This window comes from Pseudorhodoplanes sp. (genome assembly GCF_046289595.1).
Classification (GTDB): domain Bacteria; phylum Pseudomonadota; class Alphaproteobacteria; order Rhizobiales; family Xanthobacteraceae; genus Pseudorhodoplanes.
In genome coordinates this window covers 17,442-42,816 of record NZ_JBKBVB010000017.1, presented here as the reverse complement: position 1 = coordinate 42,816, position 25,375 = coordinate 17,442, and the positions used below count along the sequence as shown (strand labels likewise).

Genomic DNA, 25,375 nt, shown 5'->3' with positions numbered 1-25,375 from the left:
CGCGTTGACACCCGTCCGCAACGGCTTACATTAGCTCCGTTCCGAGGGGAGTCCCTAAAGGGGCTGAGATTCCGCAAGGTCTTTTTGAAAGACGCCGCGGTAACCCTTTGAACCTGATCCGGGTCATGCCGGCGAAGGGACAGGACATCATGCCAGCGCACGCGCAATCCGCTTTTTCATCGTCTCCGCCGCATATCAATGTTGTCGGTGCCGGTATCGCCGGATCGTGGCAGGCCTTGCTATTCGCCAAGGCCGGCTTTCCGGTGACGCTTCATGAACGTAGCGGACCTGACCTTGGCCAATCGACCAGCAATCGTGCTGGGGGCATGCTCGCACCCTGGTGCGAACAGGAGGCGGCGGAACCTCTGATCGCGCGCCTTGGTGTCCGCGCGCTGGCCCTGTGGCGCGAACATCTGCCCGAAACTGCCTTCAACGGGTCACTGGTCGTGGCGCATCCGCGCGACCGGGCCGATTTCGAGCGCTTCGCGCGGATGACGACGCATCACGAGCGCATCCGTAACAACCGGATCGGCGAACTTGAACCCGCCCTCGCCGGCCGCTTCCACGACGCACTTTTCTTTCCGGACGAAGGCCATGTCGAGCCGCGCCGCGTGCTGCCGGTCTTGCACACGCAGCTTGCGGCTCACGGCGCCGAGATCCGGTTCGACAGTGCGTGCGAGCCCGACGACATCGCCGGCATCGTGATCGATTGCCGCGGCCTCTCCTCGCGCGATGCAGCGGGTAACCAGGCCGCGTCCGCCTTGCGCGGCGTGAAAGGCGAAGCGATTGTTGTCGAGACCTGTGAGCTTGTCTTGTCCCGTCCGGTGCGGCTCCTGCATCCGCGCTGGCCGCTTTATCTGGTGCCGCGCGCCGAAAACCGCATCATGATCGGCGCCACGTCGCTTGAGAGCGAAGATGACGGGGTGAGCGTGCGCTCGGCATTGGAATTGCTAAGTGCCGCCTATGCCGTGCATCCCGCTCTTGGCGAAGCGCGCATCGTCGAAATCGGCACCGGTCTGCGTCCGGCCTATCCGGACAACCTGCCGCGCATCAGCATCAGCGGCTCTCGGATTGCCGTGAATGGTCTTTACCGGCACGGCTTCCTGATTGCGCCGGCCCTCGCGGAGATGACGGTTGCTTTTGTCCGGGACGGCTCGATCGATAACGAGGTCATGCAATGCAATTGATCGTCAACGGCAAGGCAATGACAATCACGTCGATGCGGGTGGATGCCCTTCTGCGAGAGCTCGAATATGAGGGCACGCATTACGCTGTTGCCGTGAACTACCGCGTCGTACCGCGCGCGCGCTGGAACGAAACCGAATTGAGGAATGGCGACAAGGTGGAAATCCTCACGCCGCGGCAGGGAGGATAACCATGTCTTGTGCACCGCAAGCCGGGCAGACGCTGACCCTCTATGGCAGGACATTCGCCTCGCGGCTCTTGATCGGCACCGCGCTGTATCCGTCGCCCGCGATCATGCAGCAGGCGATCCGCGCTTCCGGTGCGCAGATCGTCACCGTGTCGCTGCGCCGCGAAAGCGCTGGCGGTCGCGCCGGCGAGCGGTTCTGGGACCTGATCCGCGAGCTTGACGTCACGGTATTGCCGAACACCGCCGGCTGCCGCTCGGTGCGCGAAGCGGTGACGACAGCGCAAATGGCCCGCGAATTGTTCGGCACGTCCTGGATCAAGCTCGAAGTCATCGCCGACGACGAGACGCTGCAACCCGATGTCGTCGCACTGGTGGAAGCAGCCACCGTCTTGGTGAAGGATGGCTTTGAGGTTCTGCCGTATACGACCGAAGATCTCGGCATCGCGCAACGGCTGGTCGATGCCGGCTGCCAAGTCGTGATGCCCTGGGCCGCACCGATCGGCAGCGCCCGCGGACTCGTGAACCGCGATGCGCTCAAGCTGATGCGGGCGCGTCTGCCGGACGTTACGCTCATTGTCGATGCCGGGCTCGGCGCACCGTCGCATGCCGCGGATGCGATGGAATTGGGATACGATGCCGTTCTCCTCAATACGGCCATCGCCAAGGCGGCCGATCCGGTGAAAATGGCCAATGCCTTTCGGCTTTGCGTGGAAGGCGGACGCGCCGCCTACAAGGCCGGTCTGATGGGACCGCGCGATTTCGCGTCTCCCTCTACTCCAGTCATCGGGACACCGTTCTGGCATGCCGTATCCTGACCGCTTTTATCCCGTCGTCGACACATTGACCTGGGTCGAGCGCCTGACGCGGCTCGGTGCCGGCACCGTGCAGTTGCGCGCGAAGGAGCTCGCGCCGCCCGCGGCGTTCGCACTGGTCCGCGACGCGCTCGCCGTGACCAAAGGCACCGGCACAAAGCTCGTGGTCAACGATTACTGGCAGGCCGCGATCGATGCCGGCGCGCAGCATCTGCATCTCGGGCAGGAAGATCTCGCCGACGCGGACGTGAAAGCGATCCGCCGCGCCGGTCTTACGCTCGGTCTCTCCACGCACGACGACGCCGAACTGGACAATGCACTGCGTCACGATCCCGATTATGTGGCTCTCGGCCCGATCTTTCCGACAACACTAAAGGCGATGCGGTTCGCGCCGCAGGGCCTCGACAGGATCGGCCTCTGGAAAAGACGCATCGGCCATGTTCCGCTGGTCGCCATCGGCGGCATCACGCTGGAACAGGCGCCTGCTGTGTTCAAGGCAGGCGCCGAATCCATCGCCGTTGTCAGCGACATAACGAGACACTCCGATCCGGACGCCCGCGTGCGCGCCTGGCTGACATTGACTGAACAACCGGCCGTGCCGGCCTGACAGGAGGACATCATGAACAAGCCCGTATCACCGAACGACCTTGTCACCCCCAAGGTCACGACCGGCCCCCTGCCCGCCTCGCGCAAGATCCATGTCGCACCCGAAGCCGCGCCGGATCTGCGGGTGCCGTTGCGCGAGATTGTCCTGTCGGAGGCCTCGGGCGAGGCGCCGCTGCCGGTCTACGACACATCGGGCCCGTACACGGACGCGAACGTGACCATCGATGTGGAGAAGGGACTGCCGCGAACGCGCATTCAATGGGTGAAGGAGCGCGGCGGCGTCGAGGAATATGAAGGCCGCGCGATCAAGCCGGTCGATAACGGCAACGCCACCGGCAAGTATCTCGCGCGCGCCTTCCCGAACACGCCGCAGCCGCTGCGCGGCATAGGCGACGCGCCGGTGACGCAATACGAATTTGCCCGCGCCGGCATTGTCACCAAGGAAATGATCTACGTCGCGGCCCGCGAAAATCTCGGCCGCAAGCAGATGCTGGAGCGCGCGGAGGCCGCGCTTGCCGACGGCGAAAGCTTCGGCGCCGCGATCCCGCCCTTCATCACCCCGGAATTCGTGCGCGATGAAATCGCGCGCGGCCGCGCGATCATTCCGGCCAACATCAACCATGGCGAAATCGAGCCGATGATCATCGGCCGCAATTTCCTGGTGAAGATCAACGCCAATATCGGCAATTCGGCCGTGACCTCGTCGGTCGAAGAAGAGATCGAGAAAATGGTGTGGGCGATCCGCTGGGGCGCCGACACCGTGATGGACCTCTCCACCGGCCGTAACATCCACAACACCCGCGAATGGATCATCCGCAACTCGCCGGTCCCGATCGGCACCGTGCCGATCTATCAGGCGCTGGAGAAGGTCGACGGCGATCCGGCCAAGCTCGACTGGGAGGTCTATAAAGACACGCTGATCGAGCAATGCGAACAGGGTGTGGACTACTTCACCATCCATGCCGGCGTGCGTCTCGCCTATGTGCCGCTGACCGCGAACCGCGTCACCGGCATCGTCTCGCGCGGCGGCTCGATCATGGCGAAGTGGTGCCTGTCGAAGCACCGCGAGAGCTTCCTCTACGAGCGCTTCGAGGAGATCTGCGACATCATGCGCAAGTATGACGTATCGTTCTCGCTTGGCGACGGCCTGCGGCCCGGTTCGATTGCCGACGCCAACGACCGCGCGCAATTTGCCGAGCTCGAGACGCTCGGCGAACTGACAAAGATCGCCTGGAAGAAAGGCTGCCAGGTCATGATCGAAGGCCCCGGCCACGTGCCGATGCACAAGATCAAGATCAACATGGACAAGCAGCTGAAGGAATGCGGTGAGGCGCCGTTCTACACGCTTGGGCCGCTCACCACCGACATTGCGCCGGGCTACGACCACATCACGAGCGGCATCGGCGCCGCGATGATCGGCTGGTTCGGCTGCGCCATGCTCTGCTACGTGACGCCGAAGGAGCATCTGGGGCTCCCCAACCGCGACGACGTGAAGGAAGGCGTTATCACCTACAAGATCGCGGCGCACGCCGCCGATCTCGCCAAGGGCCATCCCGCGGCGCAGCTTCGCGACGATGCGCTGTCGCGCGCGCGCTTCGAGTTCCGCTGGGAGGACCAGTTCAACCTCGGCCTCGATCCCGACACCGCACGCGAATACCACGACGAGACGCTGCCGAAGGAGGCGCACAAGGTCGCGCATTTCTGCTCGATGTGCGGGCCGAAATTCTGCTCGATGAAGATCACGCAGGATGTGCGCGACTATGCGGCGAGCCTCGGCGACAACGAGAAGGCGGCGATCGAGGGCATGGCCGAAATGAGCGAGAAGTTCAACGCGCTCGGCGGTCAGGTTTATCTTGATGCGGAAAAGGTGAAAGCGAGCAATAAGGTGTTGTGAGCCTTTGGGTCTGATTCAGCGCCCAGGGGATCACTGTCGATGCTTAATTCTAAAGGGCGGGGCTGTCGAAGACATTACCCGCCCTTCGATTGCCGGACCAGGAAATGACATGCAGAAGCACCGTATCTACTCCATGAGCTTTGCAAGCGTGTATCCGCATTACGTCGCCAAGGCAGAAAAGAAAGGTCGCAAAAAGGCCGAGGTAGACGACATTATCTGCTGGCTTACCGGATACGACCACCAAGGACTGAACGCGCAGATCAAGAATAACACCGATTTCGAGACATTCTTTGCAGAAGCACCGCAACTGAACCCGGCACGCGCCTTGATCAAGGGGGTGGTCTGCGGGGTGCGGGTGGAAGATGTCGAGGAACCGCTGATGCGGGAAATCCGGTACCTTGACAAGCTGATCGATGAACTCGCCAAAGGCAAGGCGATGGAGAAGATTTTGCGGCAATAGCGCTCACGACCAATACGCAGCTGATCGTTGCCGGCGGCGATCAAAGATCCTGAAAAGAGAAACCACCCCATGCGCCGCATTATGATCTATGCTGCCTTCATCATCGCCGTCGTCGCCATCGGCATGGCCATCGGCGCGGTGACGCGGCCGGGTGCATGGTATGCGGCGCTCGTCAAGCCGCCCTTCAATCCGCCGAATTGGGTGTTCGGCCCGGTCTGGGCGCTGCTCTATGTCATGATCGGCATCGCCGGCGCGCGAAGCTTCGAGTACGGCGCGGGCATGCGGCTGTGGTTCACGCAGATGGCGCTGAACTTCGCCTGGTCGCCGGCCTTCTTCGCCCTGCAACGGCCGGCTGTGGCGCTGGTCATTGTGCTTGGCATGCTGGCAGCCATCATCGCCTTCATCGTCGCGCGCTGGAACGCCGACCGCGTGAGCGCGCTCCTCTTCGTCCCCTATGCGGCGTGGGTCGCGTTCGCGTCGCTGCTAAATGCCGCGATCGTGGTGCTGAACTGAAGGCCCTGCCTCACAATGAGACAAGGTTCGCATCTGTTCGCGCAGAACGAATCGGGACGGCGCTTCGGCGCAGCGGCGAAGTCTGAAAAGAGTGTTGACGTCTGCGTCCGGTCTAACCCCCGCGCAATTTGATGGCATCCCGGACAATCTCGTTGTGATCGAATGCCAGATCGATCTCGTGCCAGTCGCTGCGGAATTCCACCTCGGCCGCATCGTCGCCCGCCTTCGGCGCGGCCGCGTCCGTCGTGACCAGATAGGCGATGCTGATGGTCCAGCCGCGCGGATCGCGTCCGGGTTTTGAGTAGACGCCGACGAGCCGCAAGTCACGCGCCTCCAGTCCCGTCTCCTCCCGAAGCTCGCGGCGCGCCGCAGCTTCCGTCGTCTCAGCGGGATCGACGAAGCCGCCGGGCAGCGCGAATTGTCCGGCGAAGGGCGGATGGCGGCGGCGGATCAGCAGAACGCGATCGCGGTCGTCGAACACGACACAATCGACGGTAACGCTCGGCTTCTCGTAGGTCATCGCCAGGCTCCAAGCGCTCCGGGTTCGAACGCGTCCACAAATTGCATTTGCACGCCGCGCGCGAGGCGCGCAGGCACGCAATCATAGAACGGCTCATCCGTTTCACAACGGCACATGGTTCGCATCTGTTCGCAAGGAACGAATCGGGTCTCTCGAATCGCGCATCGCGAAGCCCGGTCCGGCGCAATCGAAAACCACCGGCCGGCGGGCATGGAGGCCGCTTTCGCTGCGGTATGGTTAACCAGACGTTACCGCTCGGTGGAGCAATTCAATTTCGGCTCATCGCTCCGCCGCGCTATATCGGCAGCCGCACCGGACCAAAGGGCTGCAGGCCCCATGACCCAATCGCCCGAATACACCCGCTGGGAAACCCGCTTCGCCAAGCCCGAATACGAATTCGGCAAGGCGCCAAACGATTTTCTGGTGCGCTGCAAGCCGCTGTTGCCGGCATCCGGCACGGCGCTCGCGGTCGCCGATGGCGAGGGCCGCAACGGGGTCTGGCTCGCCGAACAGGGCCTCGACGTCACCTCGATCGATTTCTCGCCCTCGGCGCAAAAGAAGGCGGCGGCGCTCGCCGCCGAGCGTGGCGTGCCGCTCACCCTGATCCAGGGTGATGCTCACAGCTGGGACTATCCGGACGCAGCGTTCGATGTTGTCGCAGAAATCTTCACCCAGTTCTCGACACCGGCCGAACGTCCGTTGAAATGGGCCGGCATGCGGCGCGCGCTGAAGCCCGGCGGCCTGCTCATCATCGAGGGCTATGCGCCCAAGCAGCTGCAATACGGCACCGGCGGGCCGAAGCAGATCGAGCACCTTTATACACGCGAGATGCTGGAACAGGCCTTCGGCGATTTCGACGATGTGCGCATCGTCGCGGAAGAGCGCGAGATGCGCGAAGGCGCGGGACATGCCGGCATGTCGGCAGTGATCAATCTCACCGCGCGCAAGCCGCGCGCCTAGCCGATTACGGCCGGAGCAATACACGCACGGGGGGCCTTGGCAGAACCCCGCAGGCACTTTCGGGCGCTTGACCCATGTCAAAGCGACGGCGGCCGTCCGCGCCATTATACTTGCAATTTATTGCATATGTAAAAGGCACCGCGGCGGCAACGTCGCCGCGTCCGGTCAGGGAGAAAACGTACATGCCACCGATCACGGCATCGTCCGGTAGCGGCCTCAGCCGGCGCGCGCTGCTGCGCGGCAGTTCGGCACTCGCGCTGGCCTTGGCGACGCCGCGCCATGCATCCGCCACAGCGCCGGTCAACACCAAGGCCCGCATCGTCGTCGCAGGCGGCGGCGCCGCAGGATTGACGGTCGCCTCGCGCCTCGCGCGCCGGCTGCATGGCGCAGAGATCGTCATGGTCGAGCCGCGGGCGGAGCACAATTACCAGCCGGGCTATACGCTGGTCGGCGCGGGTCTTAAGCCGGCAAGTTATGTGAAGCTCGCAACCGCAGACTTCGTGCCGTCCGGCGTGCGCTGGGTGCGGGAAAGCATTGCCGAATTCGACCCCACCGGAAACAAGGTCGTCACCGACACGAACACGACGCTGTCTTACGATTTTCTTGTGGTCGCGACCGGCCTCGTCCTCGACTATGACGCGATCCAGGGCATGTCACGCGATCTGATCGGCCAGCATGGCATTGCCAGCGTTTATGCCGGACCGGAACAGGCCGAGGCATCGTGGAAAGCGCTGGCGGCATTCTGCGAGACCGGCGGCACCGGCCTGTTCGGCCGGCCGCAAACCGAAATGAAATGCGCCGGCGCGCCGCTGAAGCAGACCTTCCTCGGCGACGATCATCTGCGCCGCAAACGCATGCGCGGGAAGGCCGAGCTTATTTACAACGCGCATAATCCGACGCTGTTCAGCGTACCGAAAGTCGATGCGCGGGTCCGCGAATTGTTCGCGCGGCAGGAGATCAAGACCAATTTTAGCCATGTGCTGAAAAGCATCGACCCGGCCAAGCGCGTCGCGACCTATACCACCCCGGGCGGGCCGGTCGAGATGAAATGGGATTTCATCAACGTCATCCCGCCGATGCGTGCGCCGGTCGCGATCCGCAACTCGCCGCTTCCATGGCAGACCGGGGCCTGGGCCGCCGACGGCTGGATCGAGGTCGATCGGGCCACGCTGCGCCATGTCCGGTTCGCCAACATATTCGGCGTCGGCGACATCAATGGCGTGCCGAAAGGCAAGACCGCCGCAAGCGTGAAATGGCAGGCGCCCGTCGCCGTCGATCACCTGGTCGCCACCATCACCGGCAAGCCGGCCACGGAGACCTATAACGGCTACACCTCCTGTCCGCTGATCACACGGATCGGTCAGGCGATGCTCGTCGAGTTCGACTATAACGACAACCTGACGCCGTCCTTCCCCTTCATCGATCCGCTGCAGGAGCATTGGCTCGCCTGGGTCATCAAGGAAAAGGCGCTGAAGGCCAATTATACGGCGATGCTGCACGGCCTGGCCTGAGCAAAGCGGAAGGAGGAATGCCATGAAAGATTTTTCGTTCATCAGCCTGTACGCCATCACCCACGACATGCTCGGCATGTGGTTCTGGCCGGCCGTGATTGCAGGCGCCGTTATCGCACTGGCCTTCCTCCTCGCCTTGCTGCGGCAGCGAGGCTTCCGCGGCGCCGCGGCGCGGCGCGCCATTGTGATCGGCACAGCCGGGGCCATCGCTGCGATGGCGATCGCACCGTTTGCGACCCAGGCCAGCTTTGCCAATCTTCACGGCGCGGCGGACATGGTGACTCTGGCCTTGATCGGGCTCGGCGCGCTGATCGGTGTCGCGGTCACGGCTTATGCTGCCATCGGGCTCGGCCGCCCGGCCTGACCGCTACGGCGATTGACGGTCGTTCAGAGCGGGTAGCGCTCCGGCGTAACGCCGCATTGTTCGAGAAATTTCTTGATCTGCGCCACTTCGTCTTTCGGCAGACTATGCTGGGCATGGACGAAAGCGGCCGAGTGTTCGTTCAGCTTCACTTTCACGCGGTTTCTGGCGCTGTTGTCAATCTCGGCACCAAGTTCTTCGAACACATGCATCACTTTCCTGAAGTCGATATTGGCGCTGAGCGGATGCGCGAACAGGGCATGGAGCGTCTTGCGGTGATGATGGTTCATGGTTCCGTTCCAAAATGCTGTATGAGCATGTGTCTAGGCGCTGCCTGGGGCCACGGCGTTTGATCTGGCGCAAACGAACCACGGGCCTGTAGACCGCAACTACCCGAACCGCACCTTCGCGCGCGCTTTCGCCTTTTCGTCCTCAATCTCGCGGTCGCGGGCCGGCGCGTGGGTGTGCAGCGAGGTCAAAAGCTTTCGGGCCGCGGAAGCGACCTCCTCCACCGCCGCCTCGAACGCCGCCCTGTTCGCCTGAGAGGGCGCATTGAAGCCGGACAGCTTGCGCACGAATTGCAGGGCCGAGGCGCGGATCTCCTCCTCGGTCGCCGGCGGCTCGAAATTGAAAAGCGTCTTGATGTTGCGGCACATGAGGGGGGACTCCGAAAGCGACTGCAGGCTTTGAGGATAGTGATTCCGCCGCCAATCCCCAAACTTCAAGCAAAAGTCATGCGGCGGTCACGAAACTGAAATACCCCAATGAAACCTGCTTGGGATACCCCTTCCGAAAAAAGGAGATCCCGGCATGTCGATCCACAGACGCGCAATTCTGGCTGCGGCCGTTGCCCTCGGGCTTGCCGCGCCCTCGCTGGCGCAGGCGCAATCCGCGCCCCGCAAGCTCACCTTTGCGCATGTGCTGGAGCAGGATCATCCATACCATCACATGGCGCTGCGCTTTGCCGAAGAACTCAAGACGCTGGATCCCAGCCTGACGGTTCAAATCTACCCGGCTGGGCAATTGGGCGACGAGCGGACCCTGGTGGAGGGCTTGCAGACCGGCAGCGTCGACATCGCCACCGTGACCTCGGCGCTGACCGCGAATTTCGTACCGCAATTTCGCGCCTTCAGCCTGCCCTTCCTGTTCCGCGACGTCGACCATCTGTTCGCGGTGATGGACAGCGAGATCGGCGACGAACTGGCCAAGGAGATGGAGAAGAAGGGTCTGATCAAGCTCGGCTACGGCTATGGCGGCGCGCGCGACCTCTACACCCATGCCCCGGTCGCCAAGCTCGACGACCTGAAAGGCAAGCGGGTCCGCACCATGGAGAACCCGGCAATCGTCGCGACCTGGAACAAGCTCGGTGCGGTGTCGACGCCGATTTCCTGGAACGACGTCTATGTCAGCCTGCAGCAGAAGCTGGTGGATGGCGGCGAAGGCACCGGCGTCAGCTACAAGTCGATGAACTTCCAGGCCGTGGCGCCGCATTACACCCGCATCAATTACATTTTCAGCTGGCATAACCTGATGATGGCCAAGTCGACCTTCGACAGCCTGACGCCGGCACAGCAGCAGGCGGTGCTGAAGGCCGGCGATATTGCGGTGCGGTTCGAACGCAAGCTGTTCCTTGAGCGCGAGGAGGCGCTGTTCAAGGAATTGCAGAAGATGGGCGTGACCGTGCATACGCTGAAGGATGCCGACGCCTGGGCCGAACGTGCCGCGTCCGTCATCGATGCGCAGGCCGATAAGGTCGGAGGCAAGGCGTGGATCGAGCGCATCCGCGCGGTGCGCTGATCGTTCGTCGCTGCAGCTTGGAAGATGCTGAGCAGGATCGAGCGCGGGCTGCTCGCCGTCCAGGCCGGGCTGGCCGCGCTCTTTCTGGTCGTGATCGTATTCTGCGTGTTCGGTCAGTTCGTCTCCCGTTCGCTCTTGAATATCGGGCTGCACTGGACCGCCGAGCTGGCGCGCTTTTCGTTCGTCTGGTGCGCGTTGATGGGCGCGGCCGCGGCGGCGCAGACCGGTGCCTTGCATCGCGTCGATGTGCTGCTGCGCCGTCTCGGCAATGACGGCCGCCGCGCTCTGGAAGCCGCGGTCCTGCTGATCGTCCTCGCCACCCTCGCCTATCTGTTGTTTTACGGCATCCGCATCACCATGCGGGTGTCCGGCCAGACCTCGTCTACCATGGGCATTTCCATGGCGTGGGTTTATGCGGCCATGCCGGTGTCGTCGGCCTGCATGATTGCGGGCGTCGTCCTTAATCTGCTGCGCTTGCGGTCCGGCGCTGAAAACGATCCAGGCGAAAGCCGGCCGCAATGATCACGGTTCTGGTCGTCACCTTCTTCGCGGCACTCATTGTTTCGGTGCCGGTGGTATTCGCGCTGGCCTTGGCCTGCGCGGCGGCGCTTCTGTGGCAAGGCCGCCTGCCGGGCACCATCGTGCCGCAGCAGATCGTCGCCGCGATCGATTCCGCGCCGCTTCTCGCCATTCCGCTCTTTATCGTGTTCGGCGAAATGGTCAGCCGGGGCAGCATCGGGCCGCGCCTCGTGGCGCTGTGCGAGGCCCTGGTCGGCTGGATTCGCGGCGGGCTTGCACACGCCAATGTACTGGCCAGCATCTTTTTCGGGGGCATATCGGGTGCGGCGACCGCCGACACCGTCGCAGTCGGCTCGGTGATGATCCCGGAGATGAAGCGGCGGGGCTATCCGGCCGCATTCAGCGCCATCGTCACCTGCACCTCCTCGGTGATCGGCAATCTCATCCCGCCTTCGATCGATCTGATCATCTTCGCGTGGCTAACCGGAACCCCGGTCGACCGCCTGTTTGCGGCAGGCATCGTGCCGGGCGTACTGATCGGCATCGCGCTGATGGTCATCAGCTATATCATCTGCCGGCGCAACGGCTATGGCGAACCGGTGCCGTTCTCGTTTCCGAGCCTGACGCGCAGCCTGTTCAAGGCCGGGCCGACGATGCTGCTGCCGCTGATCATCCTTGGCGGCATTTTCACCGGGATGTTCACCGTCACGGAATCGGCCGCCATTGCTTTCGTCTACGGGCTGTTGCTGACCTTCGGGGTCTATCGCGACCTGCCGCTGAAGGCGATCGTTCCGCTCTTGCGCGATTCTGTGATCGCCATCGGCTCGATCATGTTCCTTTTGGCGACGGCCAAGGTATTCGGCTGGATCCTGACCGTAGAACGTGTGCCGCAGAACCTCGCCGCCTTCCTCCTGACCTACCTGCCTTCGAAGGAACTGTTCGCGGTCAACGTCATCCTGGTGTCGCTCATTGCCGGATGCTTTCTGACCCCGGCGACGGCGCTGATCATCCTGACGCCGATCCTCTATCCCATCGCCATGGCGATGGGTTTCGACGCCCTGCATTTCGGCATCATGCTGCTGTCCGCGCTGGCGCTCGGCCATGTCACGCCGCCGGTCGGACTGACCCTGTTCATCGTCAGCGGGTTGAGCGGCGTACCGATCGACAAGCTGATGCGCCCGCTCTTCCCGTTCCTGCTCGCACTGCTGATTGCGGTCCTGATCATCGCCTATGTGCCGCAGGTGACGCTCACCGTCCCGCACCTGATCTGGGGCAGCTGATGGGACGCGCGTCCGGCAGAAACGCCTTCGTTCGTATGCGATATGGAATTTTCGCAAGCTGCACGATATTGATTGCTGCACGATATTTTCCGCGAGACACGCATGCCTCACTTCGTTCTCCGCTGGCGGCGCTTTCTGACCGGCTGGATGTTGGTATTACTTGTGTCGGTCACGGCCGCCTCCGCTCAGCAGGCCGCGCCGGACTTGCGCATCGATGTCGACGTCAAGCTGAAGACCGCCAAAGTCGTTCTCAATCTCGACCACCTCGCCTATGCCGGGACGGAGCCCTTCGGCCTCCTCTATGCCCGCATCATGCAGGAGCAATTCTCGGCCGACAAAACCGACTGGCAGGTCATCGCGATCTTTCATGGCGCCGCCGGCTATTGGGCGTTGAACGACAAGGCCTATGACCGGGTCCGCAAGACCACGACCGGCAACCCATATGCGAAGCAGATCGCCATGCTCCAGAAAGGCGGGATCCGCTTCGAAATCTGCGGTCAGACCGCGCGCGACAACAAATGGGTGAATGCGGATTTGCTCCCCGGCATTGCGGTCAATAGCGGCGCCAATTTCCGCATTATCCAGCTGGTCCAGGACGGCTTTGTGCAGATTCAGCCCTGACAACAGCCCCGGGAAGCCGCCCGCCTCCATGGTCCGCAAGCGGCTCCCGGATATGCGACCGGCCCGGGGACCGAGCCACGGACAGTCCCGTTCGTGCTCGCGGCAAATCTTGCCCTTTGCCCCGCCCGCCGCTACTTAGAGCTCGCATTTCCCGACATCCCGCAGGCCCGGCGCGTCCGCGCAGCCGCCGCGGATTTGCCCGAAAGGCTGAAAGACAAGCGATGAACGGCCGCCAATTCATCTATTTCATGCAGGGCCTGACCAAGGTCTATCCCGGCAACCGCAAGGTTCTGGAGAATATCCACCTGCAATTCTATCCGGACGCCAAGATCGGCGTTCTCGGCGTCAACGGCTCGGGCAAGTCGACGCTGCTTCGGATCATGGCCGGCATCGATACCGACTATAACGGTGAGGCCTGGGTCGCCGAGGGCGCGCGGGTCGGCTACCTGCCGCAGGAGCCAGAGCTCGATCCGGACAAGACCGTCCGCGAGAATGTGATGGAGGGCGTCGCCAAGCAGAAGGCGATCCTCGACCGCTACAACGAACTCGCGATGAACTATTCCGACGAGACCGCGGACGAAATGACCGCGCTGCAGGACGAGATCGAGGCCAAGGGTCTGTGGGATCTCGATTCCAAGGTCGATCAGGCGATGGACGCGCTGCGCTGCCCGCCCGACGACGCGGATGTGTCGAAGCTCTCCGGCGGCGAGCGCCGCCGCGTCGCGCTGTGCAAGCTCTTGCTCGACCAGCCCGAACTGCTCCTGCTCGACGAGCCGACCAACCATCTCGACGCCGAATCCGTGGCCTGGCTGGAAGGCCATCTGCGCAATTATCCGGGCGCGATCCTGATCGTCACCCACGACCGCTATTTCCTCGACAATGTAACGGGCTGGATTCTCGAACTCGACCGCGGCCGCGGCATCCCGTACCAGGGCAACTACACCTCGTGGCTGGCGCAGAAGCAGAAGCGCCTCGAGCAGGAAGGCCGCGAGGAGGAAGCGCGCCAGCGCACGCTGGCCGCCGAGCAGGAGTGGATTTCGGCGTCGCCCAAGGCGCGTCAGGCCAAGTCCAAGGCGCGCTACCAGCGCTACGAGGAATTGCTGGCCAAATCCGCACAGAAGCAGAATACCACCGCACAGATCATCATCCCGGTCGCGGAGCGGCTCGGCAACAATGTCATCGAGTTCGACGGGCTCACGAAGGGCTTCGGCGACAATCTTTTGATCGACAACCTCACCTTCAAGCTGCCGCCCGGCGGCATCGTCGGCGTCATCGGACCGAACGGCGCCGGCAAGACCACGCTGTTCCGGATGATCACGGGTCAGGAAAAGCCGGACAAGGGCACAATCAAGATCGGCGAGTCGGTGCATCTAGGTTACGTCGACCAGTCGCGCGACGCGCTGGACGGCAGCAAGTCGGTTTGGGAGGAAATCTCCGGCGGCCTCGACCAGATCCTGCTCGGCAAGAAGGAAGTTAATTCCCGCGCCTATTGCTCGGCGTTCAACTTCAAGGGCGCAGATCAGCAGAAGAAGGTCGGATCGCTCTCGGGCGGCGAGCGCAATCGCGTGCATCTCGCCAAAATGCTCAAGTCCGGCGCCAATGTGCTGCTGCTCGACGAGCCGACCAACGATCTCGACGTCGACACGCTGCGCGCGCTCGAAGAGGCGCTGGAGGATTTTGCCGGCTGCGCCGTGATCATCAGCCACGATCGCTGGTTCCTCGACCGCATCGCCACCCACATGCTGGCCTTCGAGGGCGACAGCCATGTCGAATGGTTTGAGGGCAATTTCCAGGATTACGAGGCCGACAAGATGCGCCGGCTCGGCACCGACTCGATCATCCCGCACCGGCTGAAATACAAGAAGTTCACGCGGTAGCGCTGTGCGCGACCGCCGTCACGCCGGGACCGCAAAGGCCGCGATTGCGCAGGCTTTATTGCTTCGGCTTGGCCTTGGCCGCGGTCTTCTTCGGCGCCGGCTTGGCTTTCGCCTGCGGAGCGGGTGGTTTGCCGCCCCGCACCGCCTTGTCGCGGTCGGCGCCGTAGAACAGGCCGCAGGTGGACGCTTCCTTGGCGCTGAGCTCGCGGTTTTCGGTCGCATTGGCATAGAACGCGGCAACGATAATGCCCGCCATGCAAAACTGTGCCGATGCCGGCTGCGCGGACAGCGTCAGCCCTGCGATCACGGCTGCGGCAATTGCGGTTTTCTTCATGTGCACCCCCCAGTGCTGCCACGACATGAAAGCATGTTCGCCGATCCCTGTCGTCAGGATTTCACGATTGCCACGGCCTTTGTCCCCCGGAGTCAGGTCGCGAATCGCCTATAAGCGCGGCGGCGATCGGGTTTTTCCAGCCGTTGCCGGACAAAATGCTGCAACGGCCACGCCGAGAGAGCACCATGGCCGACTGGAGCGCGACCCAATATCTAAAATTCGAGGATGAGCGCACCCGTCCGGCGCGCGATCTCCTCGCGCAGGTGCCGCTCGCAGAGCCGCGGACGATCTACGATCTCGGCTGTGGGCCGGGAAATTCCACCGAGATTCTGGTCGCGCGCTATCCGGATGCGGACGTCGTCGGCGTCGATTCCTCACCCGACATGCTGGACAAGGCCCGCAATCGCCTGCCGCAATGCGTCTTCGTGCAAGCCGACCTGACGGACTGGGCTGCGCCGGCCGGCGCGGACCTGCTTTATTCCAACGCGACCTTCCAGTGGGTGCCGGACCATCTCGCGGTCCTGCAGCGCCTGCTGACCAACCTTCAGGCCGGCAGCGTGCTGGCGGTCCAGATGCCCGACAACACCAACGAGCCCTCGCATCTGGCGATGCGCGAGATCGCCAACGAGTCGCGCTGGGCCTCCCTCAACCCCCGGACGGCGCTCGGCCGCGCCGACCTGCCTTCCCCGTCCGCCTATTACGATGCGCTGAAGCCGCTCTGCGCGCGGCTGGACATCTGGCATGCACATTATCAGCATGCGCTGAGTGGAAGCACGGCCGTCACGGAATGGTTCACGAGCACGGCGCTGCGGCCTTTCATCGATCCCTTGACCGCGGAGCAGCGTCAGGCTTTTCTCGAGGCCTACACGGCGCGGATCGCAGCGGCTTATCCGTCGCAATATGACGGCACGGTGCTGCTGCGGTTCCCGCGCCTCTTCATTGTGGCGATCCGCTAGCCCGGGCGTACCGGAAAAATGCCGCCAAAAAGTCTGAACCGGCATTCACGAATGCCCGCGGTCTGATCAAAACGGTCCGGCAAGCCGACCCGCTGCGTCCGCACCCGGCAGACCGGTTGCAATGAGTCGTGTAACACTGATCCATCCCTACCTCGCGACGCGATTACCGCGTCGCGCATCGCACATGACGCCGGCAAGACAGTCGCTTCCGGCGTCAACATGTCGGAGAGACGTCTGTGACCACCTGGCTGCGATCGATCCTCGATAACCCACGCACCGAATGGTTCATCACCGCTGTGATCGTGCTCAACGCCATTACGCTTGGGCTCGAAACGAGCAAGTCCGCGATGGATGCCTATGGCCCCGTGCTGCTGGCAATCGACGCGATTGTGCTGACGATCTTTGTGATCGAGCTGTCGGCGAGGATATTCGTTCACCGCCTCGCGTTCTTCAAGGATCCCTGGAGCCTGTTCGATTTCGCGGTGGTGGCGATCGCGCTCATTCCGTCCACCGGCAATCTGTCGGTCTTGCGAGCCCTTCGCATCCTGCGCGTGATGCGCCTCATCACCGTCGTGCCGTCGCTGCGCCGGGTGGTCGGCGGGCTGATCACGGCTTTGCCGGGCATGGGATCGATCGTGGCGCTGCTGGCGCTGATCTATTACGTTTTCTCGGTCATGGCGACCAAGCTGTTCGCGGAATCCTTTCCGGAATGGTTCGGCAATATCGGCGCCTCGGCCTATTCGCTGTTCCAGATCATGACGCTGGAGAGCTGGTCGATGGGCATCGTGCGGCCGGTGATGGAAAAATATCCCTATGCCTGGGCGTTCTTCGTGCCCTACATCATTATGACGACTTTCGCTGTGCTCAACCTCTTCATCGGCGTCGTGGTGAACGCGATGCAGACCGAGCACGAGAAGGGCCTCGCCGAGGAGCGCGAGGCCGAACGCGAAATGCTGCATCAGGAGACCGAGCCGATCATCGAGGAGATGAAGCGGTTGCGCGCCGAGATCGCGGAACTGAAGCAGCATCTGATTGCGCGCAGTGGAGACCCGCAGCCCGCGGAATGAAGCAGGCAAGCATGGCAGTCCGACGATGAATCCGAATCCGTCCGTATCCGGGCCCCTGCAATCGCTGCCCGGCCGCGAGGTCAAAGGGCTCTGCGAGGCGCTGTTCGTCGAAACCGAGCCCTATCCGGAAACGCGGGCCGTCTTCGAAATTGCGCTCGATCTTCAGGGAATTGCCGGCACCCGGCATTATGGCTTCACGCGCAAGGCAGGCCCGCGCGAGCCCTGGTACAAGCGCGGCATGGATATGCGTTCGGGCCGGCAGATCACCGCCGTGTCACGCGAGGAATTGTCCGCGATCGCGGCCGCGATGCAGGTTGAGCGTGTCGCGCCGGAATGGATCGGCGCCAATATCGTGGTCTCGGGCATCCCGCATTTCACGCTGCTGCCGCCGGGAACCCGCATCGTCTTCGCCGAGGCGGCGATCGTCGTGGAGGCGCCGAACGCACCGTGCCGGATCGCGGGAAAGGCGATCGCCCGGCACCTCACGCACGGGGCGGGGTCCGGCGGCCTGGACCTCGCCTTTCCCGCCAAAGCCAAGGGCCTTCGGGGCGTGGTCGCCACCGTCGAACGGCCGGGCACGATCCGCGCAGGCGAAGCCGTCACGGTCAAGGTGCCGCCGCAAACATTGTGGCAACCTGTGTGATCCACTCCAGGTCTCGAGTCGCGGAATGATCCGGGCCGCTCTTGTGCTTTTGCTGATGCTCTATGCGCCTCCGCCTGCCACCGCGCAGAGCGAGGCCGAGTTCCGCGCTTTCATCCAGTCGCTGTGGCCGGAGGCGGAGAAGATCGGAGTGTCGCGCGCAACCTTTGTCGAAGCCACGCGCGGGCTGAAACCGAACCTGTCGCTGCCCGACCTCGTGATCCCGGGCAAGCCCAAGGCGATCCCGCGCGGCCAGCCGGAATTTGAGCGCACGCCAGCGCAATATCTGTCGGAAGCCGCGCTGTCGCGGCTGACCGCGCAGGGGCGCAAGCTTGCCGCCGAACATCGCGCAACGCTTGCCGCGATCGAACGGCGCTTCGGCGTACCGCCTGCGGTGATCCTTGCGATCTGGGGCCGCGAAACCAATTTCGGCGCGGCCAAGCTGCCGCACGATACGATCGAGGTGCTGGCGACTCAGGCCTTTCTCGGCCGCCGCAAGGAGATGTTTCGCGGCGAGTTGCTGCTGGCGCTGAAAATCCTGGAGGAGCAGCACGTTGCCCGCGCCGCGATGAAGGCGTCATGGGCCGGCGCCATGGGGCATACCCAGTTCCTCCCGACCGACTTCTTCAAATACGCGGTCGATTTCGACGGCGACGGCCACCGGGATATCTGGGGCTCGGTGCCGGACGCGCTGGCCTCTGCGGCAAGCCAGCTCCTCGCCAAGGGCTGGGACAAGGGCCGGCGCTGGGGCTTTGAAGTAAAGCTGCCCGCGACCGTCGATTGCTCGATCGCCGAACCCGATACCAGGCTGACCGTCGCCGAGTGGATCAAGCGCGGCTATGCCCCGCTCACGCACAAGCCGACGCGCAAGGAAATGACAGAAGAGGCGTCGCTCTTTCTGCCCGCCGGTCTGAACGGGCCCGCCTTTCTGACGCTGAAGAATTTCTACGTCTTCAAGGGCTATAACTTCGCCGATCTCTACGCGCTGTTCGTCGGCAATCTGGCCGATCGCATTGCCGGCGGCGGCGGCTTTGCAACGCCATGGGGCAAGCTTCAACAGGCGCGCTCCGACCATATCGAGACGATCCAGCGCCACCTCGCGCAGGCCGGCTTCTATCGTGACAAGATCGACGGCAAGGCCGGGATGAAAACCCGCGCCGCACTCGGGGCGTGGCAAAAGGCGAACGGTGTCGCGCTCGATTGCTGGCCCTCGCAGTCGCTGGCGCAACGGATGTCGGGCCTGCGGTGACAACCCGAATGAAAAAGCCCGGCGGAAGCCGGGCTTTTTTAAACAGATGAAGGCGGCTCAGCCGCAGACCTGGACGCGGCGCACGCGCCAGCCATAGCCGTCCCACCAGCGCTGCTTCACCCAGCGGCAAGGCGGGCCGTAATAGACCGGAGCCGGCGCGTAATAGACCGGCGGCGGCGGCGGCGCGTAGTAATACGGGGCAGCAGCGCCGGCGATGATGGCACCGGCGGCAAGACCACCAACGACGCCGGCGGCGACAGCACCGCCACGCCAGTGGGCGTCGGCGCTACCGGGCGACGCGACCACCGCACCCGCGATCGTCACCGCAGCGACGAGCGCGACGAAAAGCTTCCTCATGCACGTTCTCCTTCTGGGGCCGGCTGGGGGCGCCAGCGCGATTCATGACCCGCGCGCGAAACTAGCCGTAAAAGCTTACGGAGACGTAGTGTCGCCAGCCAATTTGTCGCAATTTTGATAGCCGCGTGATCGCGGAAGGGCGGCCCACAAGGTTAGCGAATTGCAAAGGCCGCACTTCCAAGGCCGCATTTCCAAGGCCGCGAGCCACCGGCCAGAACGCGGGCGGTACCGTCAGTGACAGATCCGCAGCTTCTGCCAGCGCCAGCGATGACCGTCCCAGACCCGCTGCCGCCGGATCACGCAACCGGGCGGCGGGCCCGCCGGCGGGACGTAGTAAACCGGCGCCGGATAGCTCGGGTAAAACCCCTGACCGTAGGCCGGGTAATAGGGAGCGCCCATAATCGCACCGGCGGACATCCCGCCGATGACGCCGGATGCCAGCGCGCGTCCATCGACGTAGCGGGCTTCCGCGGATCCGCCGAACGCGGCAAGGGCAAGGGCAGAGGCAAGCCCCCACGCGTAGCCCGATACGCATCGCCGATGGCTCGAACGTCCCATAACCAATCCTTCTCCTTCCGCCGCAGTCGGGGCCATGCCATCTGCCGCGCCGAACCCCATCATAACCGCCGGTCGACTGCGAGCATCTGCTAGCGGCCCAATATTGTCCACAGCTTTTGCAAGGCATTGCGCCGCGGCTTTCCAGCATGCGCCAGCGCCGGCCGGGAACGCAGCCGTGCAACCGGCTTCCGAGGCTGCTTCCGGCTCGTTTCGATGCGGCGCACGGAAGCACCCTTGAAAGCGCCCTTGGAAGCACCTTTGGCCTGCGCCGCAGAGATTGGCCGTGCGCCAACGGACTTCGCTTCGGCTTTCGTCTGTGCACCTGCTTTGGTGCTGGATTTCGGATGAACCTTGTTTGCAGTCCTGGCTCTTGGCCTGGTCGTGCCGGGCCCGGACCCGGTTTTCAGCCGCAGCGCCTCTAATTTGGTTCCAGTCCCGGATGCGGACCTTTTTCCGGACCTCGGCGCCGGCCTGGCCTGTGCTTTTCGCACGGAGCCTTTACGCGCCGTCCTCGCCGCAACCGGCTGCCGCTGAATTTGCCGCCCGGTCTTTTCCAGAAACGCCTTTTCACGCTCGTGAGTGAGTTTGGCGGTTGCCTGTGAAAGCGGCAGCCAGCGCACGGCCCGTACATCGTTCATCAGTTTCGCAACCGGCCGGCTGCTCGCCTGCATGCGCCAGAATCGCACCGTTTTTGGCCGGCCGCCCGACTTGTAGGCCAGCGCACCCAGAAACTCATGCACCTCGACGTCGTGGCCGGTTTCCTCGATCGCCTCGCGCCTGGCGGCAGCCAGCGCCGACTCGTCGCGATTGAGTTTGCCCTTCGGAAGCACCCAGATCTTCTGGCGGCGAAGCTGTACGATCGCAAAAAGCGGGCGCACCCGTCCGCGCACGACGATCCCGCCGGCAGCCTCGATGGCTCGGGATCGCTCCTTCTTTCTTTTGTTTTTCATGTCCTATCGTGCTGCCGAATCTTGACGCTCGCACGACACTATACAGAAAGCGCAAGTCAGGAGGTGCGCGGCTTTTCCCGAGCGCGCGGGCAGCGGCGTCAGGACGGCAGATGCGTCCACACGATCGCAAGCAGGCCGAGCGTCGCCGCGAGGACGACCGGCGCTGTCGTCAATGGCCACGTCGCGCCGAGCGGGTTGTGGCCGCCGCAATAATAGCAGCGCTGGAATTTCACCAGGATCGGCTCGCTGTGCGGAAGCGGAGTCTGGCAGGACCGGCACCGACCCGTGTCGCGGGCACTCGACGAATGCGGCATACTCGGCTCCCGGCTACGCGGCACGCGGCCGCCGGACACGGCCAGATGGTCCGCCACGCAAATTTTACGAAACCGGACTTGACGAAGCGTTAACCGCGACGCCGGTCAGACCCTGTTCGCCGGTCCATTTGCATCGGTCTGCTCCATGCTGCCGCGCGATTGCAGCCAGTTTGCGAGCACCCAGCAGCCCATCGCCCAGGCGGCGCCGGCGCACCAGCCGCCCATCACATCGGTCGGCCAATGCACACCGAGATAGATCCTGCTCGCACCGATCAGGATCGTCAGCGCGATCGCAACGAAGATCAGATAAGCCTTGAGCCGCCGCCGGCTCTGCACCCGCGCAAGAAGCGCGCCGAGCGTCAGGAAGGCGACCGCTGAAAGCATCGCATGCCCACTCGGGAAACTTGCCGTCTGCACATCGACGAGATGGGCCACAAGTTCCGGACGCGGCCGGGCAAAGACAAGCTTCAGCGCTTCGCTGAGCAAGCCGCCGCCGGCCACCGCAAACAGCACGAACACCGCCGCGAGCCGCTTGCCGTCCATGAGAAGGTATCCGATCGCACCGAGGGTGACGAGTGCGACGACGGTGAAGCTGCCGAGGCTGGTGATGTCGCGCATCACATGCTCCAGCCACGGTGGTCCGAGCGGATCGGCGGGATCGGCCGGGTTGCGCAAGGCACGCAAAACAGCTTCGTCGAAGGCGTGAGTCTGCCCGTCCAGAACCTCGTCGGCGATTTTGCCAAACAGCGCGAGCATGGCAGCGGCGAGCGCAAGAACGGCGAAGGGCGCAAGCTCGGCGGCCGAACGCGCGCGCAGGGTGGTCACGAAAGTCGACAGCGTCCGCAGCGGCATATGGCTTTTTGTTTGGCTGATCGTGGTGCTGATGTGCTTGTGACGGCGTCCGCAACGAGCTTGGCGGTTCAGCTTGCAGCAAAAAGCAGCTTCGGCTCTGCGGCGCAAGATTCTCTTAATACACGAAGCGGAGCGCGAATCGCGGCCGTGATTCGTTCTGCGCGAACAGACGTGAACCTTGTTTCACCATGAGACGGATAAGCCGTTCGTGGAACCGATCGCGGGCGCCGACGTGCGGCCGGTCGATGCGATGATGAAAGGCCATCCGCCCGACGGCCGCATTGCCGAAACAGCCGAGCTGCAGCGACGCGCGTCGCAATGCGCCGGCACCGGCGCTGCCGCGGCCAGGTATCCGCCCGGCATGGTAACGGCCCCATCACCACGATCGCACCCCCTTACTCCGATCCGTCAGGACTCGTCCGAAGTCTGCGAGCAAAGGGCACCTGGAAGATCGTGAGCGAGGAAGATGGAAACGCAAAATTTGCGGCGTTTACGGGCGCCTTGCGCAAGGGTGCATTGGCGCGAAGCTTGCTTGGTCCTTCGTTGCCGGGTGCAATGAACCCGAACCAAAGAAGAGAAGAAAAGCCATGTCACGATCAATGACCAACTGTACCGAGTCACCGATGGTTTGTGTTTCGGTGTCGTCTGAGCTGGCCGGGACGCCCAAGTCCCGTTCGGCTTTCGCCAAGCCGCTCCGCCGATTTGCCCTTTGGGCTCCGGCTCTTGCGGCGGTTTCGGCGCTCACCATTGCGGGCGTCGCGATGGCCGGGGAATACCATTCCAATCCGTGGCTTCTGTCCTGGATCCCGGCCACCTGCTGCGTCACCAACGATTGCTGTTGGGAAGTCTCGGAGCGCGAATTGAAATCGCTGCCGGACGACGAGTGGGAAATCCGTTCCACCGGTCAGGTCCGCAAGCGCACTGGCTGGTCGCCGGACGGCAAATTCTACCGATGCGCCTGCGACTATGACAATGTCGACAAGCATTGGATCAAGCATCAGGGCGCCAACACGCGCTGCCTGTTTGTCCCGATGCGGTCTGCGGCAGCGTCGTTGCCGAAGCAGCGGCAGGCGCATTGAGGCGCTGCGCATTCGCCGGACGACCCGTTCCGGCGCCGATTGCACGTCGATCCGCAGCATGCTGCGGTTGCGCGGGATGTTGCGCCGAAGCGACGCCGGTCCCGGCGATCGCAGGCCCTTCTCGACGGTGCCGGCGGCGCGGCGTCAGGGGCAGAAGATGCGTGGCGCGCCGCGGCCATCGGGCGTGACTTCGCAGCACATGCGGCCGCCCTGCGAGAAGGGCGAAGAGCCCGCGGGACAGACGGCGCGGCTTGCCGACGGCCGCCTCGGTTCCGGCTTCGGTTGGGCACGCGCGCGCTCGCGCGCGCGTTCACGCGCTTTTTCGCGAGCACCCAGCTCCGGCGGCCGCACTGCTTCCTTCTTGGGTTTGGGCTGTTGCGGGATGGCGACGCAGCGGCCCCCCTGTTCCTGCTGACCGGCGCCGCAGATCAGCGGGCAGATGCGGCCGCGCTGCGCCTTCACCGCATCGAGCGCGGCAATCGTGGCCTGCTCGGTATCAAGGCTGGCGCCGGCATGGCGGTTGAACAGCGCGAGCGCCGCCTGCGCTTTCGGCGACCAGACACCGTCGATCGCACCTGGATCGCAGCCGACCCGGCGCAGCTCGGTTTGCAGACCGCGCGCAATCACACGTTGATCGCCTTTTGGCGCAGGCAGAACCGCGATTTCACGACTGGCCGATTCCGGCAGAGCTGCGACGGCCGCAGGCGGCGCCGACTCCGTTGGAGCGGCCGGCGACTCGGCGGTTGCCGCGGTTCCATCCTGCTGCGGCTGCGCCGCAGACACCCGCGGCGGCGGCGGCACTTGCGGGATGACCGGTTGCGCGGCGCGCGAGACCTTCTCGCGCTGTGCGCGCGCGAGATCGGCATAGAAACCGGACGTGTGCACCGACAGGAAGGAGTCCCACGCCTCCCTGGTGCCGACCCGCTCGGCGAATTCGTAATCGAGGCGCGGATCGGCGCTGCGAACGCTCGGAGGCGGCGCAGGCGGCGGCGCCGCGATCTGCTTGCGTTCCGGCACCAGCGCAACGGTCGCGCCGCCGAGCGAACCATACACGAACGGCTCCTGCCGGTTGCCGGTCGTGCGCAACACCTCGTCGCGCACATAGCCGAGCGCAATCCGCACATCGCGTCCCGGCACCGTGAGATTCTTGACAAGCGCTGTCGTGAACGGCGAGTTCTTGCCGCGGCCGTCCTCGGCGGTCGAACCCGCCCTCGCCGCAAAAGCGATCAACGTATCGCTGGTCGCCGGTTCGACCTTCGCAAGTCCCGACGTCACTTGCCGCGAGGCGATATTGCGCCGCATCGTGGTGACAAACGGATTGTCGCGACAGGCATCGAGAATGATCAGCCGCAACCGCTTTGCCGGTTCGAGCGCGCGGATCAGCCGGTCGAGCGAGAGCGCCTCGTCCTCGACATCGAAATCGGTGGCGAGCTTGGCGTCGACCGGCAGGAGATAATTGGTACCATTCACCTCGATGCCGTGACCGGCGAAATACATCACCGCGATGTCCGCATCGCGCGCGATCAGGGTGAATTCACGGGCCACCCGCTTGAATTCCAGATTGCCGAGATCGGTCCGGGCTTCCACAACGTCGAACCCCGCCTTGCGGAACAGGTCGGCCATCGCGGTGGCGTCGTTGATCGGATTGGCGAGCCTGGTCGCATTCTCGTAGGCGCCATTGCCGATCACCAGCGCGACGCGCTTTTCGGCAAATGCCGGACCTGCCGCCAGCGCGGCTGCGGCCCACAGGCCGAACAGGATTGCGGTCAGACGCTTCATGGCCAATGCCTCCGCAGCCCCCTCCCGGTGCCGGCAGGCAGACTACCAGCGGGGCAGGATCGATCCAAGGTCGGTCGCACGACGGGGTCCGAAGGTTCAATGCCTTGTGATCGGTGAGGTTGCGCTGCGTTGCAGGT

General features: G+C 63.9%; 30 protein-coding genes and 1 riboswitch. Of the genes, 20 read left to right on the top strand and 10 right to left on the bottom strand.

The window, feature by feature from the left end; genetic code table 11:
• Positions 1-34 precede the first annotated feature (34 nt).
• Positions 35-158, top strand: a riboswitch (TPP riboswitch).
• The 7 genes from ACK41X_RS05970 (at position 150) to ACK41X_RS05940 (ending at position 5,657) form a co-directional block, all read left to right on the top strand.
• On the top strand, positions 150-1,187 hold the full coding sequence (locus tag ACK41X_RS05970; RefSeq protein WP_409720260.1) for an FAD-dependent oxidoreductase: 1,038 nt from the start codon (positions 150-152) through the stop codon (positions 1,185-1,187). Its footprint overlaps the riboswitch before it by 9 nt.
• Positions 1,178-1,375: a sulfur carrier protein ThiS gene (thiS, locus tag ACK41X_RS05965; RefSeq protein WP_409720258.1), complete on the top strand. Its 198-nt coding sequence runs from the start codon at positions 1,178-1,180 to the stop codon at positions 1,373-1,375. Before ACK41X_RS05970 ends, thiS begins: the two co-directional genes overlap by 10 nt.
• A gap of 2 nt (positions 1,376-1,377) precedes the next feature.
• Positions 1,378-2,187 (top strand): thiazole synthase, encoded by an 810-nt coding sequence (locus ACK41X_RS05960; RefSeq protein ID WP_409720256.1) that lies wholly within the window; start codon positions 1,378-1,380, stop codon positions 2,185-2,187.
• On the top strand, positions 2,174-2,791 hold the full coding sequence (locus ACK41X_RS05955) for a thiamine phosphate synthase (RefSeq protein WP_409720254.1): 618 nt from the start codon (positions 2,174-2,176) through the stop codon (positions 2,789-2,791). The genes ACK41X_RS05960 and ACK41X_RS05955 overlap by 14 nt, the downstream gene beginning before the upstream one ends.
• A 12-nt stretch (positions 2,792-2,803) precedes the next feature.
• Complete coding sequence (gene thiC, locus ACK41X_RS05950) at positions 2,804-4,684, top strand: phosphomethylpyrimidine synthase ThiC (RefSeq protein ID WP_409720252.1); 1,881 nt, start codon at positions 2,804-2,806, stop codon at positions 4,682-4,684.
• 109 nt (positions 4,685-4,793) lie between these two features.
• Positions 4,794-5,144, top strand: a complete 351-nt coding sequence (locus ACK41X_RS05945) for a DUF2200 domain-containing protein (protein ID WP_409720250.1) — start codon at positions 4,794-4,796, stop codon at positions 5,142-5,144.
• Between the two features lie 69 nt (positions 5,145-5,213).
• Positions 5,214-5,657 carry a TspO/MBR family protein gene (locus tag ACK41X_RS05940; RefSeq protein ID WP_409720268.1) on the top strand — a complete coding sequence of 148 codons (444 nt, stop codon included), beginning with the start codon at positions 5,214-5,216 and terminating at the stop codon, positions 5,655-5,657.
• Positions 5,658-5,769: 112 nt separating this feature from the next.
• Here the strand turns inward: ACK41X_RS05940 and ACK41X_RS05935 are convergent, their stop codons facing one another.
• Positions 5,770-6,177: an NUDIX domain-containing protein gene (locus ACK41X_RS05935; protein ID WP_409720248.1), complete on the bottom strand. Its 408-nt coding sequence runs from the start codon at positions 6,175-6,177 to the stop codon at positions 5,770-5,772.
• Between the two features lie 336 nt (positions 6,178-6,513).
• On the opposite strand from ACK41X_RS05935, the gene ACK41X_RS05930 reads away from it, so the two are divergent.
• From ACK41X_RS05930 to ACK41X_RS05920, 3 genes are all read left to right on the top strand, one after another.
• Positions 6,514-7,137 (top strand): class I SAM-dependent methyltransferase, encoded by a 624-nt coding sequence (locus tag ACK41X_RS05930; RefSeq protein ID WP_409720246.1) that lies wholly within the window; start codon positions 6,514-6,516, stop codon positions 7,135-7,137.
• 182 nt (positions 7,138-7,319) lie between these two features.
• Positions 7,320-8,648: an NAD(P)/FAD-dependent oxidoreductase gene (locus ACK41X_RS05925; RefSeq protein ID WP_409720244.1), complete on the top strand. Its 1,329-nt coding sequence runs from the start codon at positions 7,320-7,322 to the stop codon at positions 8,646-8,648.
• A 22-nt stretch (positions 8,649-8,670) separates the two neighbouring features.
• A complete protein-coding gene (locus ACK41X_RS05920; protein WP_409720242.1) occupies positions 8,671-9,012 on the top strand; it encodes a DUF5368 family protein in 342 nt (113 codons plus the stop codon).
• Between the two features lie 23 nt (positions 9,013-9,035).
• On the opposite strand, the gene ACK41X_RS05915 is transcribed toward ACK41X_RS05920, so the two are convergent.
• Together ACK41X_RS05915 and ACK41X_RS05910 are read right to left on the bottom strand one after the other, a co-directional pair.
• A complete protein-coding gene (locus ACK41X_RS05915; RefSeq protein ID WP_409720240.1) occupies positions 9,036-9,299 on the bottom strand; it encodes a hypothetical protein in 264 nt (87 codons plus the stop codon).
• Between the two features lie 99 nt (positions 9,300-9,398).
• Positions 9,399-9,665, bottom strand: coding sequence for a DUF2277 domain-containing protein (locus ACK41X_RS05910; RefSeq protein ID WP_409720238.1), 267 nt, complete (start codon positions 9,663-9,665; stop codon positions 9,399-9,401).
• Positions 9,666-9,819: 154 nt separating this feature from the next.
• Here ACK41X_RS05910 and ACK41X_RS05905 point away from each other — a divergent pair, with 154 nt between their 5' ends.
• From ACK41X_RS05905 to ettA, 5 genes are all read left to right on the top strand, one after another.
• Complete coding sequence (locus ACK41X_RS05905; protein WP_409720236.1) at positions 9,820-10,806, top strand: TRAP transporter substrate-binding protein; 987 nt, start codon at positions 9,820-9,822, stop codon at positions 10,804-10,806.
• Positions 10,807-10,830: 24 nt separating this feature from the next.
• Complete coding sequence (locus ACK41X_RS05900) at positions 10,831-11,328, top strand: TRAP transporter small permease (protein WP_409720234.1); 498 nt, start codon at positions 10,831-10,833, stop codon at positions 11,326-11,328.
• On the top strand, positions 11,325-12,605 hold the full coding sequence (locus ACK41X_RS05895) for a TRAP transporter large permease (protein WP_409720232.1): 1,281 nt from the start codon (positions 11,325-11,327) through the stop codon (positions 12,603-12,605). The genes ACK41X_RS05900 and ACK41X_RS05895 overlap by 4 nt, the downstream gene beginning before the upstream one ends.
• A 102-nt stretch (positions 12,606-12,707) precedes the next feature.
• Positions 12,708-13,226 (top strand): DsrE family protein, encoded by a 519-nt coding sequence (locus ACK41X_RS05890; RefSeq protein ID WP_409720230.1) that lies wholly within the window; start codon positions 12,708-12,710, stop codon positions 13,224-13,226.
• Positions 13,227-13,447: 221 nt separating this feature from the next.
• Positions 13,448-15,103 carry an energy-dependent translational throttle protein EttA gene (gene ettA / locus ACK41X_RS05885; protein ID WP_409720228.1) on the top strand — a complete coding sequence of 552 codons (1,656 nt, stop codon included), beginning with the start codon at positions 13,448-13,450 and terminating at the stop codon, positions 15,101-15,103.
• Between the two features lie 55 nt (positions 15,104-15,158).
• Here ettA and ACK41X_RS05880 read toward each other — a convergent pair whose 3' ends face one another.
• On the bottom strand, positions 15,159-15,437 hold the full coding sequence (locus ACK41X_RS05880; RefSeq protein ID WP_409720226.1) for a hypothetical protein: 279 nt from the start codon (positions 15,435-15,437) through the stop codon (positions 15,159-15,161).
• A 185-nt stretch (positions 15,438-15,622) separates the two neighbouring features.
• Here ACK41X_RS05880 and tam point away from each other — a divergent pair, with 185 nt between their 5' ends.
• From tam to ACK41X_RS05860, 4 genes are all read left to right on the top strand, one after another.
• A complete protein-coding gene (gene tam, locus ACK41X_RS05875; protein ID WP_409720224.1) occupies positions 15,623-16,393 on the top strand; it encodes a trans-aconitate 2-methyltransferase in 771 nt (256 codons plus the stop codon).
• 236 nt (positions 16,394-16,629) lie between these two features.
• The gene (locus ACK41X_RS05870) at positions 16,630-17,460 is read left to right on the top strand and encodes an ion transporter (RefSeq protein WP_409720222.1); all 831 of its coding nucleotides are present in this window, start codon (positions 16,630-16,632) and stop codon (positions 17,458-17,460) included.
• Positions 17,461-17,485: 25 nt separating this feature from the next.
• Positions 17,486-18,103, top strand: a complete 618-nt coding sequence (locus tag ACK41X_RS05865; protein WP_409720220.1) for an MOSC domain-containing protein — start codon at positions 17,486-17,488, stop codon at positions 18,101-18,103.
• A 25-nt stretch (positions 18,104-18,128) separates the two neighbouring features.
• Complete coding sequence (locus ACK41X_RS05860; RefSeq protein WP_409720218.1) at positions 18,129-19,349, top strand: lytic murein transglycosylase; 1,221 nt, start codon at positions 18,129-18,131, stop codon at positions 19,347-19,349.
• Positions 19,350-19,406: 57 nt separating this feature from the next.
• Here ACK41X_RS05860 and ACK41X_RS05855 read toward each other — a convergent pair whose 3' ends face one another.
• From ACK41X_RS05855 to ACK41X_RS05835, 5 genes are all read right to left on the bottom strand, one after another.
• Positions 19,407-19,706 (bottom strand): hypothetical protein, encoded by a 300-nt coding sequence (locus tag ACK41X_RS05855; protein WP_409720216.1) that lies wholly within the window; start codon positions 19,704-19,706, stop codon positions 19,407-19,409.
• 231 nt (positions 19,707-19,937) lie between these two features.
• Positions 19,938-20,264: a hypothetical protein gene (locus ACK41X_RS05850; protein WP_409720214.1), complete on the bottom strand. Its 327-nt coding sequence runs from the start codon at positions 20,262-20,264 to the stop codon at positions 19,938-19,940.
• Positions 20,265-20,353: 89 nt separating this feature from the next.
• Positions 20,354-21,214 carry an NUDIX hydrolase gene (locus ACK41X_RS05845; protein WP_409720212.1) on the bottom strand — a complete coding sequence of 287 codons (861 nt, stop codon included), beginning with the start codon at positions 21,212-21,214 and terminating at the stop codon, positions 20,354-20,356.
• 98 nt (positions 21,215-21,312) lie between these two features.
• Positions 21,313-21,528: a hypothetical protein gene (locus ACK41X_RS05840; RefSeq protein ID WP_409720210.1), complete on the bottom strand. Its 216-nt coding sequence runs from the start codon at positions 21,526-21,528 to the stop codon at positions 21,313-21,315.
• A 105-nt stretch (positions 21,529-21,633) separates the two neighbouring features.
• Positions 21,634-22,380, bottom strand: coding sequence for a phosphatase PAP2 family protein (locus ACK41X_RS05835; protein WP_409720208.1), 747 nt, complete (start codon positions 22,378-22,380; stop codon positions 21,634-21,636).
• Positions 22,381-23,003: 623 nt separating this feature from the next.
• Here ACK41X_RS05835 and ACK41X_RS05830 point away from each other — a divergent pair.
• Complete coding sequence (locus ACK41X_RS05830) at positions 23,004-23,459, top strand: hypothetical protein (RefSeq protein ID WP_409720206.1); 456 nt, start codon at positions 23,004-23,006, stop codon at positions 23,457-23,459.
• A 144-nt stretch (positions 23,460-23,603) separates the two neighbouring features.
• On the opposite strand, the gene ACK41X_RS05825 is transcribed toward ACK41X_RS05830, so the two are convergent.
• The gene (locus ACK41X_RS05825) at positions 23,604-25,238 is read right to left on the bottom strand and encodes a caspase family protein (RefSeq protein ID WP_409720204.1); all 1,635 of its coding nucleotides are present in this window, start codon (positions 25,236-25,238) and stop codon (positions 23,604-23,606) included.
• Positions 25,239-25,375 lie beyond the last annotated feature (137 nt).